Consider the following 16,309-nt stretch of genomic DNA (forward strand, 5'->3'; position numbering starts at 1 on the left):
GTTGCCAGTCCGCATGTCCATGCTCCGTCTCTATTCCCGCGTTCTCGAGCTGCTCGGCAAGGAGGCGCGGCTCGGCTGGCTGCTGGCGGTCGCCAATCTCCTGCTCGCGGCCTCGCAGTTCGCCGAACCCGTGCTGTTCGGCCGGATCGTCGATGTGCTCTCGGGCAAGACCGTGGCCGGGTCGAGCTCGGCCTGGCCGTTCCTGGCCGCCTGGGTGGCGTTCGGCCTGTTCACCATCGGCTGTAGCGCACTCGTGGCCCTGCAAGCCGACCGGCTCTCGCACCGTCAGCGCCAAGCGGTGCTGACCGACTATTTCGAGCACATCCTGCAACTGCCGCTGACCTTCCACTCCGGCACCCATTCGGGCCGGCTGATGAAGGTGATGCTCAACGGCACCGATGCGCTGTGGCGGCTGTGGCTCGGCTTCTTCCGCGAGCACTTTGCCGCGATCCTCTCGGTCGTGGTGCTGTTGCCGCTGTCGCTCTACCTGAACTGGCGGCTCGCGATCCTGCTGTTCGTGCTCTGCGTCGTCTTCACCGCGCTGACGACCTTCGTGGTGCGCAAGACCTTCGGCATGCAGATGGAGGTCGAGGAGCACTACAGCGAGCTCTCCGCCCGCGCCTCCGACGCGCTCGGCAATGTCGCGCTGGTGCAGAGTTTCGTTCGCGTCGAATCCGAGGTGAAGGGGCTGCGCTCCGTCGCCGACGATCTGCTCGCGGCGCAGATGCCGGTGCTGTCCTGGTGGGCGCTCGTCACCGTCATCACGCGCGCCTCCACCACCATCACGGTGCTCGCGATCTTCACCCTCGGCATCGCCCTTCACGACCAGGGGCTCACCTCGGTCGGCGAGATCGTGATGTTCGTGAGCTTCGCGACGATGCTGATCCAGAAGCTCGAGCAGGTCGTGAGCTTCATCAACAGCGTCTTCATGGAAGCGCCGCGCCTGCGCGAGTTCTTTGGTGTGCTCGACGCCGTGCCGGCCGTCCACGATCGGCCCGACGCGATCGATGCCGGCAGGCTCTCCGGCCTCGTCGAGTTCCACGACGTCACCTTCTCCTATGACGGCAAGCGGCCGGCGATCGAGGACCTCACCTTCACCGCGCTGCCCGGCGAGACCATCGCGCTGGTCGGCCCGACCGGCGCCGGCAAATCCACCGCGATCGCGCTGCTGCATCGCGCCTTCGATCCGCAATCCGGCTTCATCAAGATCGACGGCATGGACGTGCGCGGCGTGACGCTGACGTCGCTGCGGCGGAACATCGGCGTCGTGTTCCAGGAAGCGCTGCTGTTCAACCGCTCGATCGAGGAAAACTTACGTGTCGGCAAGCCGGACGCGACCGAGGCCGAGATGCGCAAGGCAGCCGAGCGCGCACAGGCGCTCGACTTCATCGAGCGCAGCGGCGGCTTCGCGACCAATGCCGGCGAGCGTGGCCGCATGCTCTCCGGCGGCGAGCGGCAGCGGCTGTCGATTGCCCGCGCGCTGCTGAAGGACCCGCCGATCCTGATCCTGGACGAAGCTACCTCCGCGCTCGATGCCGTCACCGAGGTCAAGGTGAACGCCGCTCTCGACGAAGTGATGAAGGGCCGCACCACCTTCGTGATCGCCCATCGCCTCTCCACCATCCGCAACGCCACGCGGATCCTGGTGTTCGAGAACGGGCGGGTGATCGAAACCGGAACTTTCGATGAACTCGTGGCCAAAGGCGGCCATTTTGCCGAGATGGCCAAGGCCCAGTTCATGGTTCAGGAGACTGCACGGGCCAGCGTGACGGCCGCCGAGGCTGCCGCGACAGCCGTCAAATCCCCCTAGCAAGTCCCCACAGGACCGTCGAAATTCGGCCTACTTCCTTGCGGAATACCCGCCCGAGGCCCCTATTCTCGACGCACGAGCCGGTATAGGTTTGCGACGCCGCAAGCGGCGGCGCCGGATTTCAGAACCCGAAACTCAGATCACGAGAACCGTCCGGAACCGGCGGATCTCCCAGGACCGGAATCGGATAGTGCACGCCCTTCGCCCGCTGCTTCGCAATTCCCTGTTCAACCTGTTCGCCGCGATCCTCGCATGCGCCGCGTTGCTCGCGCCGCGCGCCGCGAGCGCAGAAGCGCTGCTGCTGATCGAAGCGGACAGCGGCAAGGTGCTGCAGGCAGACAACGCGACCATTCCCTGGTATCCGGCCTCCGTCACCAAGATCATGACAGCCTATGTGACGCTGAAGGCGGTGAAGGACGGCAGGCTCACGCTCGACACGCTGCTCACGGTGTCGCCGACGGCCGCCTCGCAATCGCCCTCGAAGATGGGGTTCCGCCCGGGAACGCAGCTCACCGTCGACAACGCGCTGAAGATGATGATGGTCAAGTCGGCGAACGACATGGCCGTGGTGCTCGCCGAAGGCGTCGGCGGTTCGATCGACGGCTTCTCCGCGATCATGAACGACACCGCGAAGAAGCTCGGCATGACGCAGACGAGCTACGTCAATCCGAACGGCCTGCCCGCCGACGGCCAGATCACGTCCGCGCGCGATCTCGGAATCCTGGCGCGCGCGTTCCTGCGCGACCTGCCGGAATACGAATACTTCGTGCACATCCCGGCGATCCGCTTCGGCAAGCGCACCACCGGCAATTTCAACAAGCTGATCGGCCGCTATCCCGGCGCCGACGGTTTCAAGACCGGCTTCATCTGCGCCTCCGGCTACAACCTCGTCGCCTCGGCGACGCGCAACGGCCGCCGGCTGATCGCGGTGGTGCTGGGCGCCAATTCCGGCACCGCGCGCGCGGTGAAGGCGGCGCAGCTGCTCGAGCGCGGCTTTGCTCAGGACAATCTCACCTGGCTGCGTCCCTCGCTCGGCGCCGTCGACAATCTCGTGCCGGTCGACGCCTCGCCGCCGAACCTTCGCGACGAGATGTGCGGGCCCCACCGCAAGCGGCCGGCCAGCGACGACGACGATGCCCTGATTGCGGCCAATGGCAATGGCGGCACGTCCGGATCGGCCTCGGCCACCGGCGGCGAAGCCCAAGTCACCTTCTTCACCGCTGGCCTCCAGCCGCCCCTGATGAAGGCCTCCGAGCTGATGGCCTCGGCGCCGGCGGCAACCGAACCCGTGCTGGTCTATACCGGTCCGACCCGCACCGGCACGGCCCTGATCGCAGCGGTCGCGGCCGATGCCGACCAGCAGGCCACGCCAAAGCCGCGTGGCAAGAAGTCGCGCGTCGCCAAGAAGCCGGACGCAGCCGACAAGCCCGCCGACAAGCCGAAGGACGCCAAGACGGCGGCGGCAAAGCCGGATGCCAAGCCGGCTGACGCCAAGAACGGCAGCAAGAGCGATGGCAAGACCGCAGCCAAGCCGGCTGGGACCAAGCATGCCGCAGCCAAGCCTGATGCGGCGGCAAAGCCCGCGGCGAATGGCGACCAGGCAGCGAAGCCCGCCAAGCCCAAGGCCGCGACCAAGCCTCCCGCCAAGCCGGCCAACAACAGTTAACGCCCTTCGGAATTAAAGCGCCGCCCGCGCTTCGCACCTGCGGGAAGCGCGGTTTGCGAGGATTCCAGTAGCCACTCTCCGACCTTTGCCCTAAGCCACGACGGCTTGCCACCCGTTCCGGCAGGCTCGATACTGGCGGCAACGAGGCAAGCCCGAGACACAACGGGCTCTGGACAATGAGGGGAGTTTCCATGGAGCGCATCTGGCTCAAGCAATATCCGCCCGGCGTGCCTGCTGATATCGAGCCGACGCAATACGCATCGCTGGTCGATCTGCTGGAGGAGAGCTTCACCAAGTTCGCCGACCGCAAGGCGTTCATCTGCATGGACAAGTCGATCAGCTATCGCGACCTCGATCAGATGTCCGTCGCGCTCGCCGCCTACTTGCAGGGTCGCGGACTCCAGCGCGGCGCCCGCGTCGCCATCATGATGCCGAACGTGCTGCAATATCCGGTGGCAACCGCCGCGGTGCTGCGCGCCGGCTTTGCCGTCGTCAACGTCAATCCGCTCTACACCCCGCGCGAGCTCGAGCATCAGCTCAAGGATTCCGGCGCCGAAGCCATCATCGTGCTGGAGAATTTTGCGCACACCGTCGAGCAGGTGATCGCCAGGACGTCGGTGAAGCACGTCATCGTCGCCAGCATGGGCGACCTGCTCGGCTTCAAGGGCGTGATCGTCAATCTCGTCGTCCGCCGCGTCAAGAAGATGGTGCCGGCCTGGTCGTTGCCGGGCGCGGTGTCGTTCAACGACGCGCTGTCGTCCGGCCGCTCTCTGGCCTTCAACAAACCAAAACTGTCGCCGGGCGACGTCGCCTTCCTGCAATATACCGGCGGCACCACCGGCGTCTCCAAGGGCGCGACCCTGCTCCACCGCAACATCGTCGCCAACGTGCTTCAGAACGATGCCTGGCTCCAGCCGGCGCTGGCGCAGCCGCCGCATGTCGAGCAGCTGATGATCGTCTGCGCGCTGCCGCTCTATCACATCTTCGCGCTGACGGCCTGCTACCTGCTCGCGGTGCGCGCGGGCGGCTGCAATCTGCTGATCCCGAACCCGCGCGACATCGCGGGCTTCGTCAAGGAGCTGGCAAAATACCAGGTCAACAGCTTCCCGGCCGTCAACACGCTCTACAACGGCCTGATGCACCATCCTGACTTCAAGAAGCTCGACTTCTCCAAGCTGAAGATCTCCAACGGCGGTGGCATGGCCGTGCAGCGCCCGGTGGCCGAGCAGTGGAAGGCGATCACTGGCTGCTTCATCGCCGAGGGCTACGGCCTGTCGGAGACCTCGCCGACGCTGACCTGCAACCCCGCGACCACGACCGAGTTCTCGGGGTCGATCGGCATTCCCGTTCCGTCGACTTACATCTCGATCCGCGACGATGACGGCAACGAAGTGCCGCTCGGCCAGCCGGGCGAGATCTGCGCCAAGGGCCCGCAGGTGATGTCGGGCTACTGGAACAGGCCGGAAGAGACCGCGAAGGTGATGACGGCGGACGGCTATTTCCGCACCGGCGACATCGGCGTGATGGACGAGAAAGGCTACACCAAGATCGTGGACCGCAAGAAGGACATGATCCTGGTGTCCGGCTTCAACGTCTATCCCAACGAGATCGAGGAAGTGATCGCGAGCCACCCGGGCGTGCTCGAATGCGCCGTGATCGGCATTCCCGATTCCAAATCGGGCGAGGCGGTGAAGGCGTTCGTGGTGAAGAAGGATCCGAACCTCACCGCCGAGGACGTGATCAAGTTCTGCCAGGAGCAGCTCACCGGCTACAAGGTGCCCAAGCACATCGAATTCCGCACCGACCTGCCGAAGACCAATGTCGGCAAGATCCTGCGCCGGCAACTCCGCGACGAGAAGAAGGCGGAGGCGGCGTAAGCCGCTCCGCTTTTGCCTGTGACTGGTATCGCCGACATCGAACCGGCCGGCATTCTCGCCTTCTGGCGCGAAGCCGGAAGCGAGCGCTGGTACGAGTGCGACGATGTCTTCGATGCAGAGATTCGGCGCCGCTTTCTTGCGTTATGGCAGAAGGCTGCCGCCGGCGAGCTGGCATCCTGGGAGGCGAGCGACGACGGCGCGCTGGCGCTCGTCATCGTGCTCGACCAGTTTCCCCGCAACATGTTTCGCGGCACTCGGCAAGCCTTTGCGAGCGACGCGATGGCGCGCGACGTTGCCCGCCGCGCGATCGATCGGGGCGTTGATCGCAGGATCGACCCCATCCTGCTCGAATTTCTCTATTTGCCCTTCATGCATTCCGAGCACCTGCCCGACCAGCTGCACTGCATCGCGCTGTTTGCGAACACCGACAATACCGAGAACCAGAAATACGCGCAGGTACACGCCGACATCATCCAGCGGTTCGGCCGCTTCCCCCACCGCAACCACCTCCTCGGCCGCGACACCACCGAGGAAGAACAGGCCTTCCTCGACGGCGGCGGATTTGCGGGCTGATGACATCACGGTGAAGGGCCACGGCCCCTGCCGCTTTCCCCGCCGGCAATATTGTGCAGGCCCGCCGCCCGGTCTAAAAAGCGGGACCGATTTTCAGGGAGACTGACGATGGCGATCCAGACTGGCGACAAGCTGCCCGAGGCGAAATTCCGCGTGATGACGGCGGAAGGCCCGCAGGTGAAGACCACCGACGATATCTTCAAGGGCAAGAAGGTGGCGCTGTTCGCCGTGCCCGGCGCCTACACCGGCACCTGCCACAAGATGCATCTGCCGAGCATCTTCCTCAACGCCTACGCCATCAAGGACAAGGGCGTCGACACCATCGCCATCATCTCGGTCAACGACGCCTTCGTCATGAACGCCTGGAAGCGCGACACCGACCAGCGCGACGAGGCGGTCTTCCTCGCCGACGGCAATGCCGACTTCACCAAGGCGATCGGCATGGAGCTGGACGCCTCCGCCAACGGCCTCGGCATCCGCTCCAAGCGCTATTCGATGCTGGTCGAGGACGGCGTGGTGAAGAAGCTGAACCTCGAGGCCATGCCCGGCAAGGTCGAGGTCTCCGGCGGCGATACGCTGCTCGGGCAGCTCTGAGCCACGGCGGAAGTGCCGTAGGGTGGGCAAAGGCGCGTCAGCGCCGTGCCCACCATCTTTCCTCGATTGAGAAAAGTCGTGGGCACGCTTCGCTTTGCCCACCCTACGAAACTGAGATTGATGTCATTCCGGGGCGCCTCGCAGAACCCGGAATCTCGAGATTCCGGGTTCGGTGCTTTGCACCGCCCCGGAATGACGAAGCAAACTGCTACTCCCCCACCCGCTGCTGCAACCGCGCTTTCGCGATCCCGTCACGCGCCAGCTGATCCGCGCGCTCGTTCTCGGGGTGGCCGGCGTGGCCCTTGACCCAGTGCCAGCGAACCTCGTGCTGCTTCAGCGCGGCATCCAGCCGCTGCCATAGCTCGACATTCTTCACCGGCTTCTTGTCGGCGGTGCGCCAGCCGTTGCGCTTCCAGCCGAAGATCCAGCCGGTGATGCCCTGCCGGACATACTGGCTGTCGGTGTAGAGATCGACCGTGCACGGCTTCTTCAGCGCTTCGAGCGCGGAGATCGCCGCCATCAGCTCCATCTGGTTGTTGGTGGTGTGCGGCTGGCCGCCGTTCAGCTCCTTTTCCTTGTCGCCGAACTTCAGGATCGCGCCCCAGCCGCCCGGCCCGGGATTTCCCGAACAGGCGCCGTCGGTATAGATGGTGACATTGGGGAGCTCGCTCACGCTACCAGCCCCGACGGCATCAGCCCGTAGTCGCGCACGCTCGTCACGCTCTGATGGAAGCGCAGCTTGCGAACATATTCCTGCGGATCCTTCGGCTTGACCAGCGCACCGGGCGGCACGTTGAGCCAGTCCACCAGCCGCGTCAGCAGGAAGCGGATCGCGGCGCCGCGCGCCAGCAGCGGCAGCGCGGCCTCTTCCGCCTCCGACAGCTTGCGCACGCGGCCATAGGCGTTGAGGAAGGCGCGGGCCTTGGTGACGTTGAAGGAGTGATCGGGCTCGAAGCACCAGGCGTTGAGGCAGATCGCGACGTCATAGGCCAGCATGTCGTTGCAGGCGAAGGTGAAGTCGATGATCCCGGAAAGCTTGTCGCCGAGGAAGAAGACGTTGTCGTTGAAGAGGTCGGCGTGGATCACGCCCTCGGGCAGGTTGGTCGGCCAGATCCCGCTCGAGAGATGATCGAGCTCGGCGGCGAGAAACGCACGCAGGCCCGGCTGCACCTCGTCGGCCCGGCTTGACGCCGCGTCGAACAGAGGCCGCCAGCCCGCAACCGAAAGTGCGTTAGCGCGGTTGATCGCGAAGTTCGCACCGGCCAGATGCATCCTGGCCAGCCCCTCGCCGACTCCGGCGCAATGGGCCGCGTTCGGCTTGCGCGGCCAGACGCCTTCGAGAAAGGTGATGATCGCGGCCGGCCGCCCCGCCAGCTCGCGCAGCGCCTCGCCGTCGCGTCCCTTCACCGGCAGCGGGCAATTGACGCCGTGCTCGGCCAGATGCGTCATCAGCGCGAGGAAGAACGGCAGATCGTCCTTCGCCACGCGCTTTTCGTAGAGCGTGAGGATGAACGACCCCTGGCTGGTGTGCAACAGGAAGTTGGAGTTTTCGACGCCCTCGGCGATGCCCTTGTAGGAGAGCAGTTCGCCGAGATCGTATTGCCTCAGGAAATCCGCAAGCTCGTCGGCGGCGACGTCGGTGTAGACCGCCATAAAGGTCTACTCGGCGGCAGCTTCGGGGCGCACCTGACGCGGCAGCGGGAAGAACTCGTTCTCTTCCGCGGCCGAGACCGTCTCCACGTGCAGCGTGTAGCGCTCGGCGAAGGCGTCCATGATCTCCTCGACGATCACTTCCGGCGCGGAGGCGCCCGCGGTGATGCCGAGGCTCGCGATGTTGCCGAACTTGGTCCAGTCGATGTCGGTGGCGCGCTGCGCCAGCACCGCGATCCTGCAGCCCTCGCGCTCGGCGACCTCGCGCAGGCGCTGCGAGTTCGACGAATTAGGGGCACCGACAACGATCAGCGCGTCCACCACCGGCGCCACTTTCTTCACCGCGAGCTGGCGGTTGGTGGTGGCGTAGCAGATGTCTTCCTTGTGCGGACCGTTGATGTTCGGGAAGCGCTCCTTGAGCAGCGCGACGATCTCCGCGGTGTCGTCGATCGACAGCGTGGTCTGGGTCACGAAGGCGAGGTTGTCAGGGTCCTTCGGACTGATGGTCTTGGCGTCGTCGGCGGTCTCGATCAGGGTCACGGCGCCGGGCGGAAGCTGGCCGAGCGTGCCGACCACCTCGGGGTGATGGGAATGGCCGATCAGGAAGATCTCGCGGCCGCGCTTGAAGTGGATCGCGGCCTCGCGGTGCACCTTGGTCACCAGCGGGCAGGTCGCATCCAGTGAGAACAGGTTGCGGGACTGGGCGTCGGCCGGAACCGATTTCGGCACGCCATGGGCCGAGAACACCACCGGCGCGGTGGTATTTTCCGGGATTTCAGCCAGTTCCTCGACGAAGATGGCGCCCTTCTTCTTCAACCCGTCGACGACGTATTTGTTGTGCACAATCTCATGGCGAACATAGACGGGGGCGCCGTACTTATCGAGCGCCCGTTCCACGGTGTCGATCGCCCGGACCACCCCGGCACAGAAGCCGCGGGGAGAACAAAGCACGATCTTGAGGTCTGGTTTGGCTGACATTGGGCGATCTCGGGACCGAATCACCTCGCCAAAAGGGGCGGGAAGCGGTCGGATGGATGAATAGGGCTTAGGTACGGGCTTACGGGACTGCAGAGGGAATTGGGCCCCCTTTCGGGCGCTGTCAAGGCACTATCTATAGCAGAACCATTGCGTGGCTAGCCCCTCCGGGCTTATATAGCGCGAATTCCCTGTCATCGCTGATGACCACCGGTTTCGCCTCCAGAGGGGTGGGCGAAGCACAAAGGAGATTTGCCATGAGCAACGCACCTCTGATGCCCAAGGCGACCGCCGTCTGGCTGCTCGACAACACCGCGCTGACCTTCGACCAGGTCGCCGATTTCACCAAGATGCATCCCCTCGAGGTGCGGGCGATTGCCGACGGCGACGCCGCGCAGGGCATCAAGGGCATGGACCCCCTCTCCAACGGCCAGCTCACCCGCGAGGAGATCGAGAAGGGCGAGAAGAACCCGGACTACCGGCTCCGCCTGCAGGAGAGCAAGGTGGTGCTGCCGCCGCAGCCCAAGCGCAAGGGCCCGCGCTACACCCCGGTCTCGCGCCGCCATGAGCGCCCGAGCGCCATCCTCTGGCTGCTGCGCAACCATGCGGAGCTCAAGGACGCCCAGATCATGCGCCTCGTCGGCACCACCAAGAGCACGATCGCCAGCGTGCGCGACCGCACCCACTGGAACACCTCGTCGCTGACCCCGATCGACCCGGTGACGCTCGGCCTCTGCTCGCAGATCGAGCTGGATTTCGAGGTCCAGCGCGCGGCCAAGGAAAAGCCGATCGACGCGGCCTATGGCGGCGCCACCCTGCTGCCGGCCTCCGAGACCACCAAGAAGGACGAGTACGAGCCGGCCGAGCGATCGAGCGACGACCTCAACGTCGACGCCGTGTTCGCCAAGCTGAAGACGCTCGGCGGCAAGAAGCAGGAGGACGAGGAGGAGTAAGGCTCCGTTCTTCGCTCACGATCGAATGCAAAGCAAAACGCGGCAGGAAAACCTGCCGCGTTTTTTGTTTTTGCGCGTCTCCCTCCGGCGTCGTCCCGGCCTAGTTGTGGTCTCTCAGGAGGTTGTCCATCTGGTCTGAACCGAGGAAGCTGAGGTTGCGAAGCTTCAGTGTTCCAAGGAGAGACCAGATGAACGTGCACAAGAATGCGCCTTTGACGCCCAAAGGTCGAGAGGCGATGGTCCGAAGCGTGGTGCAAGGCGGGCTGAGCCAAGCTGGCGCGGCCGACCTGTTCAATACGACGCCGAAGACGGTCGCCAAATGGGTCAAGCGGTTCCGCGCGGAAGGTGTGGAGGGATTGCGTGATCGCTCCTCCAGGCCCCTTTCATCGCCAAGCCAAACCCCGGTCGCCACGTGCACCGCTGTGGAGGCGTTGCGCCGGCAGCGCCACACCGGCAAACAGATCGCTGCCGAGGTCGAGGTGTCACCGGCCACCGTCAGCCGCATCCTGCGCCGTTTGGGATTAAACCGGATACGCGACCTGGAGCCGGCCGAACCGGAGCGCCGCTATGAGCGCGAGACGCCCGGCGAGATGCTCCACATCGACATCAAAAAGCTCGGGCGTTTCGAGCGTGTGGGCCACCGCATCACCGGCGATCCGAGTGGTCCGAACAAGAGCCGTGGCGCTGGTTGGGATTTCGTCCACGTCTGCATTGACGACCATTCCCGCGTCGCGTTCTCCGAGATCAAGCCCGACGAGACCGCGGACAGTGCTGTTCCTTTTCTCAAGGCGGCTGTGGCTTATTACAAAAGCCTCGGCGTCACCGTCACGCGCGTCATGACCGACAATGGCAGTTGCTACCAGTCCTTCGCCTTCCGCGACGCTTGCCGGGACCTCGGCATCAAGCATATTCGCACCAAGCCCTATACACCCAGAACAAACGGCAAGGCCGAGCGCTTCATCCAAACCGCGCTTCGCGAATGGGCTTATGCCAAAGCCTATCCAACATCAGATCGGCGCGCCCAAGAGCTGCCGTTCTGGCTGCACCAATACAACTGGCACCGGCCCCACGGTGGTATAAAATCTCAAACGCCGATCAGCAGGCTCGGTTTGACCGAGGACAACCTCTTGAGGCTCCACACCTAGTGCGCAATTGCGCACTAGGCCGGGACGACACATAAGATCAAAACTTGTACGTCACGCCGGCACCGACCAGCCACGGATCGATATGCGCAGTGCCGGTGACCGGCAGGCCGCTGACGGTCGCCGAGTAATCCGGCCGCAGCCAGAGCTTCTTGACGTCGACGTTGAGGCCCCAGTGCCGGTCGAGCATGTAGTCGAAGCCGAACTGCACCGCACCACCCCATGCGTTGCTGACGTGCAGGTTCGTGGTGGCGGCGACGATCGCGGGCGGTCCGGCGATGGCAGCCGGCACGTTGGCGGCGGAATTGTTGAAGAACACGGTGTAGTTCACGCCGGCACCGACATAGGGCTTGAACGCGCCGAAATTGTCGAAGTGATATTGCAGCGTCAGCGTCGGTGGCAGCAGCGTGGTCTTGCCGATCGGCAGGTTCGCGAGCGAGCCGGTGCCGCTGATCGAGTGCCTGGTCACGCCGAGGATCAATTCGGCCGCGATGTTCTTCGTGAAGAAATAGCTGATGTCGAGCTCGGGCACGACCTGGTCGCTGATCGAGAGGCCGGAATTCGGCGACGATAGCGAGGGCACGCCCGCGACATTGACGGTGGAGCCGCCGGCATCCGGCAACACGCCGAGCACGCGCAGACGCACCATCCAGGGATTGAACGCCTCCACCGGCGGCGGCGCCTTCTTGTAGACCGGCAGATCCGCGGCCTGCACTGATGCAAAGGTCCCCGCGAGCATCGCGCCAAACGTCGCAAGCCGCGCCAAGTTTCTTATCGTTCCGTTCATGTCATTCCCCTTCAGCCACATGCGCGCCTCGTTGCGCGACATGAGCGTCAGAGCAGAAAGGGGATGGTGAAGGATTTGACGCCGATCAAATCAGGACAAACGCGACACGATTTGGCCGTGGCGTTGCAGATGTGTCACGAGCGATGCGAATGCGCAGCAGTGGCGCGGCAGGATAATGCCGCACGCCACATCACGGCCGCTGGGGATTGTTCAGCATGTACTCGCCGAGATCGCGCTGGCGGCGGTCGGCGCGGGCGGTGGCGGCGTTGCGCTGGACGTCGCGGTCCTTGCGGCAGGCCACGTATTCCGGCGAGCCCTGCGCGTAGCCGCGGCTCTGGCACACCGCGTCGTCATCGTCGCCGCCCACCGCCACCGGCGTCTGGTAGCGCGCCGAGCAGGCGGAGAGAGCGATGGCGAGAGTTACGGCTGCGAGCAGGCGCGGCGCGGTGGCAAGTGGCATCGAGGGTCCCTTGTTGACCGGCTCTGTTTAGCGCGGAATGAGGAGATTGTAAGTCGGTAACACCGTCATTCCGGGGCGGTCCGCAGGATCGAACCCGGAATCTCGAGATTCCGGGTTCGATGCTTCGCATCGCCCCGGAATGACGGTTCGAAACCTCACACCCGCCCCTTCAGCGCCTCGCCGATCTCGTCCAGCACCTTGGGATCCTCGATCGTCGCCGGCATGGTCCACGCCTCGCCGTCGGCGATCTTCTTGATCGTGCCGCGCAAAATCTTGCCGGAGCGCGTCTTGGGCAGCCGGCCGACGGTGATGGCGAGCTTGAAGGCGGCGACCGGGCCGAGCTTGTCGCGCACCAGCGCGATGATCTCCTTCTCGATCTCGGCGGGGGCGCGCTTCACGCCGGCCTTGAGCACCAGGAAGCCGCAGGGCACCTCGCCCTTGATCGCGTCCTTGACGCCGAGCACGGCGCATTCGGCCACATCCGGATGCGAAGCCAGGATCTCCTCCATGCCGCCGGTCGAGAGGCGATGGCCGGCGACGTTGATGATGTCGTCGGTGCGGCCCATGACGAAGACATAGCCGTCCTCGTCCTTGTAGCCGGCGTCGGAGGTTTTGTAGTAGCCGGGGAATTCGCTCAAGTAGGCTTCCTTGAAGCGTGCATCCTGATTCCACAGCGTCGGCAGGCAACCCGGCGGCATCGGCAGCTTGATGACGATCGAGCCCATGGTGTTGGGACCGACGGGCTTTGCGGCCTCATCGACGACGTCGACCTGGTAACCCGGCATCGGCACCGTCGGCGAGCCATGCTTCACCGGCAGCACGCCAAGACCGACCGGATTGCCGGCGATGCACCAGCCGGTCTCGGTCTGCCACCAATGGTCGATGACAGGCACCTTGAGCTGCGCTTCCGCCCATTCCACCGTCGGCGGATCGGCGCGCTCGCCGGCGAGGAACAGCGTGCGGAATGTCGAGAGGTCATATTGCCGGATGAACTTCCCGTCCGGATCCTCTTTCCGGATCGCGCGGAACGCGGTCGGCGCGGTGAACAGCGCGACCGCCTTGTGCTCGCTGATGACGCGCCAAAACGCGCCGGCATCGGGCGTGCCGATCGGCTTGCCCTCGTACATGATCGAGGTCGCGCCATGCAGCAGCGGGCCGTAGATGATGTAGCTGTGGCCGACCACCCAGCCGATGTCGGAGGCGCACCACCACACCTCGCCCGGCTTGACGCCGTAGAGGTTGAACATCGACCATTTCACCGCAACCAGATGGCCGCCATTGTCGCGCACGACGCCCTTGGGAATGCCCGTGGTGCCCGAGGTGTAGAGGATGTAGAGCGGATCGGTGGCGGCAACAGGCGCGCAAGGTGCCTTCTTGCCGTCGTTGATGGCCTTGCGGCGCAAGCTTGCCCAATCGTAATCGCGGCCCGGCGTCAGGTCACAGGTGAGCTGCGGACGTTGCAGCACGATACAGGCCTTCGGCTTGCTGCCGGCAAGCTTGATCGCCTCGTCGAGCAGCGGCTTGTACTGCACGATCCGGCCGGGCTCGATGCCGCAGCTCGCCGACAGGATCAGCTTGGGCTGCGCATCGTCGATGCGGGTGGCGAGCTCTTTTGCGGCAAAGCCGCCGAACACCACCGAATGCACCGCGCCGATGCGCGCGCAGGCGAGCATCGCGACCACCGCCTCCGGCACCATCGGCATGTAGAGGATGACGCGGTCGCCCTTGGCGACGCCGAAATCCTGCATGATGGCGCCCAGTGCCTGCACCTCGCCCAGGAGTTCGGCATAGGTGAGCTTGGTGATCGAGCCCGTGAGCGGCGAATCATGGATCAGCGCGACCTGGCCGGCGCGGCCACGTTCGACATGGCGATCAAGCGCGTTGTAGCAGGTGTTGACCACGCCGCCGGTAAACCAGCGGCCATAGGGTCCTTGCGAGGGATCGAAGATCGTCTTCGGTGGCTCGATCCAGTCGATCTCCCTGGCCGCCTCGCCCCAGAAGCCCTCGGGGTCGGCCAGCGAGCGCGCATGGACCTCGTGATAACGGCTCTTCCCGTCGACGTTTCCCTGGGCGTTCATTCCCGCGCTCCCGTTCCCTTTATGGCCTGGTCCCGGACCCTTGTGGCAGGACAGGCGCCCCGCCATGACCAGGATCAATTGCCGGCCTTGCTTGAGGGCTATTTTCCCGGGAACGGGCCGCGGTTCAAGCCGAAAAGGATGGGCTTTTTGGAGGAGGCGCGCTGCTGGCGGCATCGGCGGTGCGCTCCCTCGCCCCGTTCTTACGGGGAGAGGGTTGGGGTGAGGGGCTGCATCGGCAACGACGGTGAGAGATGAGTTCGCGGAGAGTCCCCCTCACCCGGAATTTGCTGTCGCAAATTCCGGCCTCTCCCCGCACGCGGGGAGAGGCGAAGGACGCGCTACTCTCAGCTCTCCATCGCGTTCAGCTTCTGTAACCGCTCCTGCATGACCTTCTTCAGATCATAGCCGGGGCGACGGAAGCTCGCATCACGCGTGACGAGGAAATCGCGCTGGGACTTACGCAGGCCATCCGCCGAGCGATTGCTCGCGGATTTCAGCACGCGCTCATAGGCCTCGGCGATCTGGCGGTCGAGCACGCCGAGCTGCGGATCGGCGCAGATCACCTTCTCGACCTCGCGCTTGGCGGAGGCGCAGTCGAACGACGGGTCGCTGGCGGCGGCATTCAGCACACGGGCCGGCTCGCCGCCGAATTTTGCGATCTCGGCAATCATCGCGCGGCGGCCGTTGAGCGCGTTCTCATTGGCGGGATCGAGCCGCAACGTCGCCTCGTAGTCGGCCAGCGCCTTCTTGCGCTCGCCCATCTTCTTGTAGAGCACGGCGCGGTTGTTGTAGGTCTTTGCAAAATTCGGATCGAGTTTCAGCGCGTCGTTGTAGTCCGACAGCGCAGCACCGAGTTCGCCCTTGAACTGGTAGGAGTCGCCGCGGTTGGTCAGGAAGTTCACCCGCTGCTCGAGACGGATCGCCTGATCGTAATCGGCGATCGCCTTGTCGTACTCCTTCATCGCGGCATAGGTGAGACCGCGGTTGTCGAAATATTCCGGCACCTTTGGATCGAGCCGGATCGCCTCGCTGTCGTCTGCGATCGCCTTGTCGAGCTCGCCGAGCTTCTTGTAGGCGGCGCCGCGGTTGGTGTAACTGCGCGCCCGGTTCGGATCGAGCCGCAGCGCCTCGCTGAGGTCAGCGACGGCCTTGTCGTAGTCGCCGCGCAGATAGAAGGTCGCGCCGCGGTCGGACCAGGCCTGGGCGGAATCCGCCTTGAGCTTGATGGCCCGGTCGTAGTCTGCAATGGCGCGGTCGAAGCGATGCTGGTTGGTGTAGACGACGCCGCGCAGCTCGTAGGATTCCGCATCCTGTGGATCGAGCTCGATCGCCTTGGTCAGATCCGCCGCGGCCCGATTGAGGTCGCCGCCGGCCTCACGCAAGAGGTCGCCGCGCACGCGCCAGGCCTTTGCGTTCTTGCCGTCGAGGGCGATGGCGCGGTCCAGATCGCGCAGCGCCTGCGGCTGGCCTCCAGAGGTTCGCGCATTGGCTTCGGCGCGAGCGACGAGCGCCATGGAGCGTTCAGAGGCCGGATTTGCCGTCTGGTCGATGATCGCGCTGCACGCGGAGATCAGCTCCGCGGGAGCAGCCTTGCTGCCCGGCATGCAATCGGTGGCGGCGGAAGCCGCACCGACGAGGGTCAGGCTCATAGCCGCGCCGAGGAAGAAGGCGCGAAGCGAGATCTTGGCAAGCGAGGGCATTTGCGCGGAAGAATGCGTGCCGCACATGGCATAGGGCTCCGTGA

Annotated in this window: 14 protein-coding genes; 7 read left to right on the top strand and 7 right to left on the bottom strand. The window is 64.9% G+C overall.

The window, feature by feature from the left end:
- Positions 1 to 13 precede the first annotated feature (13 nt).
- From ACVJ19_RS03490 to ACVJ19_RS03510, 5 genes are all read left to right on the top strand, one after another.
- Complete coding sequence (locus ACVJ19_RS03490) at positions 14 to 1,810, top strand: glucan ABC transporter ATP-binding protein/ permease (RefSeq protein WP_453948043.1); 1,797 nt, start codon at positions 14 to 16, stop codon at positions 1,808 to 1,810.
- A 190-nt stretch (positions 1,811 to 2,000) separates the two neighbouring features.
- Positions 2,001 to 3,476, top strand: coding sequence for a D-alanyl-D-alanine carboxypeptidase family protein (locus ACVJ19_RS03495; RefSeq protein ID WP_453948044.1), 1,476 nt, complete (start codon positions 2,001 to 2,003; stop codon positions 3,474 to 3,476).
- A gap of 191 nt (positions 3,477 to 3,667) precedes the next feature.
- Positions 3,668 to 5,353, top strand: a complete 1,686-nt coding sequence (locus ACVJ19_RS03500; protein WP_453948045.1) for a long-chain-fatty-acid--CoA ligase — start codon at positions 3,668 to 3,670, stop codon at positions 5,351 to 5,353.
- 18 nt (positions 5,354 to 5,371) lie between these two features.
- Positions 5,372 to 5,926 carry a DUF924 family protein gene (locus ACVJ19_RS03505; protein ID WP_453955061.1) on the top strand — a complete coding sequence of 185 codons (555 nt, stop codon included), beginning with the start codon at positions 5,372 to 5,374 and terminating at the stop codon, positions 5,924 to 5,926.
- A 108-nt stretch (positions 5,927 to 6,034) separates the two neighbouring features.
- Positions 6,035 to 6,520, top strand: a complete 486-nt coding sequence (locus tag ACVJ19_RS03510) for a peroxiredoxin (RefSeq protein ID WP_011084135.1) — start codon at positions 6,035 to 6,037, stop codon at positions 6,518 to 6,520.
- Between the two features lie 208 nt (positions 6,521 to 6,728).
- Here the strand turns inward: ACVJ19_RS03510 and rnhA are convergent, their stop codons facing one another.
- Genes rnhA through ispH form a run of 3 tightly spaced genes read right to left on the bottom strand, consistent with a single transcriptional unit; the run spans position 6,729 to position 9,148 of the window.
- Entirely contained in the window at positions 6,729 to 7,193 is a 465-nt protein-coding gene (rnhA, locus tag ACVJ19_RS03515) for a ribonuclease HI (protein WP_453948046.1), read from the bottom strand.
- On the bottom strand, positions 7,190 to 8,173 hold the full coding sequence (locus ACVJ19_RS03520) for a homoserine kinase (protein WP_453948047.1): 984 nt from the start codon (positions 8,171 to 8,173) through the stop codon (positions 7,190 to 7,192). Before ACVJ19_RS03520 ends, rnhA begins: the two co-directional genes overlap by 4 nt.
- Before the next feature lie 6 nt (positions 8,174 to 8,179).
- Entirely contained in the window at positions 8,180 to 9,148 is a 969-nt protein-coding gene (gene ispH / locus ACVJ19_RS03525) for a 4-hydroxy-3-methylbut-2-enyl diphosphate reductase (RefSeq protein ID WP_453948048.1), read from the bottom strand.
- Positions 9,149 to 9,402: 254 nt separating this feature from the next.
- Between ispH and ACVJ19_RS03530 the strand changes: the two genes are divergently transcribed.
- Together ACVJ19_RS03530 and ACVJ19_RS03535 are read left to right on the top strand one after the other, a co-directional pair.
- Positions 9,403 to 10,098: a DUF1013 domain-containing protein gene (locus tag ACVJ19_RS03530; RefSeq protein ID WP_453948049.1), complete on the top strand. Its 696-nt coding sequence runs from the start codon at positions 9,403 to 9,405 to the stop codon at positions 10,096 to 10,098.
- Positions 10,099 to 10,286: 188 nt separating this feature from the next.
- Positions 10,287 to 11,243, top strand: coding sequence for an IS481 family transposase (locus ACVJ19_RS03535; RefSeq protein ID WP_453948050.1), 957 nt, complete (start codon positions 10,287 to 10,289; stop codon positions 11,241 to 11,243).
- Positions 11,244 to 11,280: 37 nt separating this feature from the next.
- Here the strand turns inward: ACVJ19_RS03535 and ACVJ19_RS03540 are convergent, their stop codons facing one another.
- From ACVJ19_RS03540 to ACVJ19_RS03555, 4 genes are all read right to left on the bottom strand, one after another.
- On the bottom strand, positions 11,281 to 12,027 hold the full coding sequence (locus ACVJ19_RS03540) for an OmpW/AlkL family protein (protein ID WP_453948051.1): 747 nt from the start codon (positions 12,025 to 12,027) through the stop codon (positions 11,281 to 11,283).
- A gap of 190 nt (positions 12,028 to 12,217) precedes the next feature.
- Positions 12,218 to 12,487, bottom strand: coding sequence for a hypothetical protein (locus ACVJ19_RS03545; protein WP_453948052.1), 270 nt, complete (start codon positions 12,485 to 12,487; stop codon positions 12,218 to 12,220).
- A gap of 155 nt (positions 12,488 to 12,642) precedes the next feature.
- A complete protein-coding gene (locus ACVJ19_RS03550) occupies positions 12,643 to 14,565 on the bottom strand; it encodes a propionyl-CoA synthetase (RefSeq protein WP_453948053.1) in 1,923 nt (640 codons plus the stop codon).
- A 344-nt stretch (positions 14,566 to 14,909) separates the two neighbouring features.
- Positions 14,910 to 16,292, bottom strand: a complete 1,383-nt coding sequence (locus ACVJ19_RS03555) for a tetratricopeptide repeat protein (protein WP_453948054.1) — start codon at positions 16,290 to 16,292, stop codon at positions 14,910 to 14,912.
- Positions 16,293 to 16,309: the final 17 nt, after the last annotated feature.

It is taken from the genome of Bradyrhizobium sp. USDA 376 (assembly GCF_054063675.1).

Coding starts and splice junctions, on each gene's coding strand:
- ACVJ19_RS03535 (WP_453948050.1), top strand. CDS start 10,287: ATGAACGTGCACAAGAATGCGCCTTTGACGCCCAAAGGTCGAGAGGCG.
- ACVJ19_RS03550 (WP_453948053.1), bottom strand. CDS start 14,565: ATGAACGCCCAGGGAAACGTCGACGGGAAGAGCCGTTATCACGAGGTC.
- ACVJ19_RS03490 (WP_453948043.1), top strand. CDS start 14: ATGTCCATGCTCCGTCTCTATTCCCGCGTTCTCGAGCTGCTCGGCAAG.
- ACVJ19_RS03500 (WP_453948045.1), top strand. CDS start 3,668: ATGGAGCGCATCTGGCTCAAGCAATATCCGCCCGGCGTGCCTGCTGAT.
- ispH (WP_453948048.1), bottom strand. CDS start 9,148: ATGTCAGCCAAACCAGACCTCAAGATCGTGCTTTGTTCTCCCCGCGGC.
- ACVJ19_RS03540 (WP_453948051.1), bottom strand. CDS start 12,027: ATGAACGGAACGATAAGAAACTTGGCGCGGCTTGCGACGTTTGGCGCG.
- ACVJ19_RS03555 (WP_453948054.1), bottom strand. CDS start 16,292: ATGTGCGGCACGCATTCTTCCGCGCAAATGCCCTCGCTTGCCAAGATC.
- ACVJ19_RS03530 (WP_453948049.1), top strand. CDS start 9,403: ATGAGCAACGCACCTCTGATGCCCAAGGCGACCGCCGTCTGGCTGCTC.
- ACVJ19_RS03520 (WP_453948047.1), bottom strand. CDS start 8,173: ATGGCGGTCTACACCGACGTCGCCGCCGACGAGCTTGCGGATTTCCTG.
- ACVJ19_RS03510 (WP_011084135.1), top strand. CDS start 6,035: ATGGCGATCCAGACTGGCGACAAGCTGCCCGAGGCGAAATTCCGCGTG.
- ACVJ19_RS03545 (WP_453948052.1), bottom strand. CDS start 12,487: ATGCCACTTGCCACCGCGCCGCGCCTGCTCGCAGCCGTAACTCTCGCC.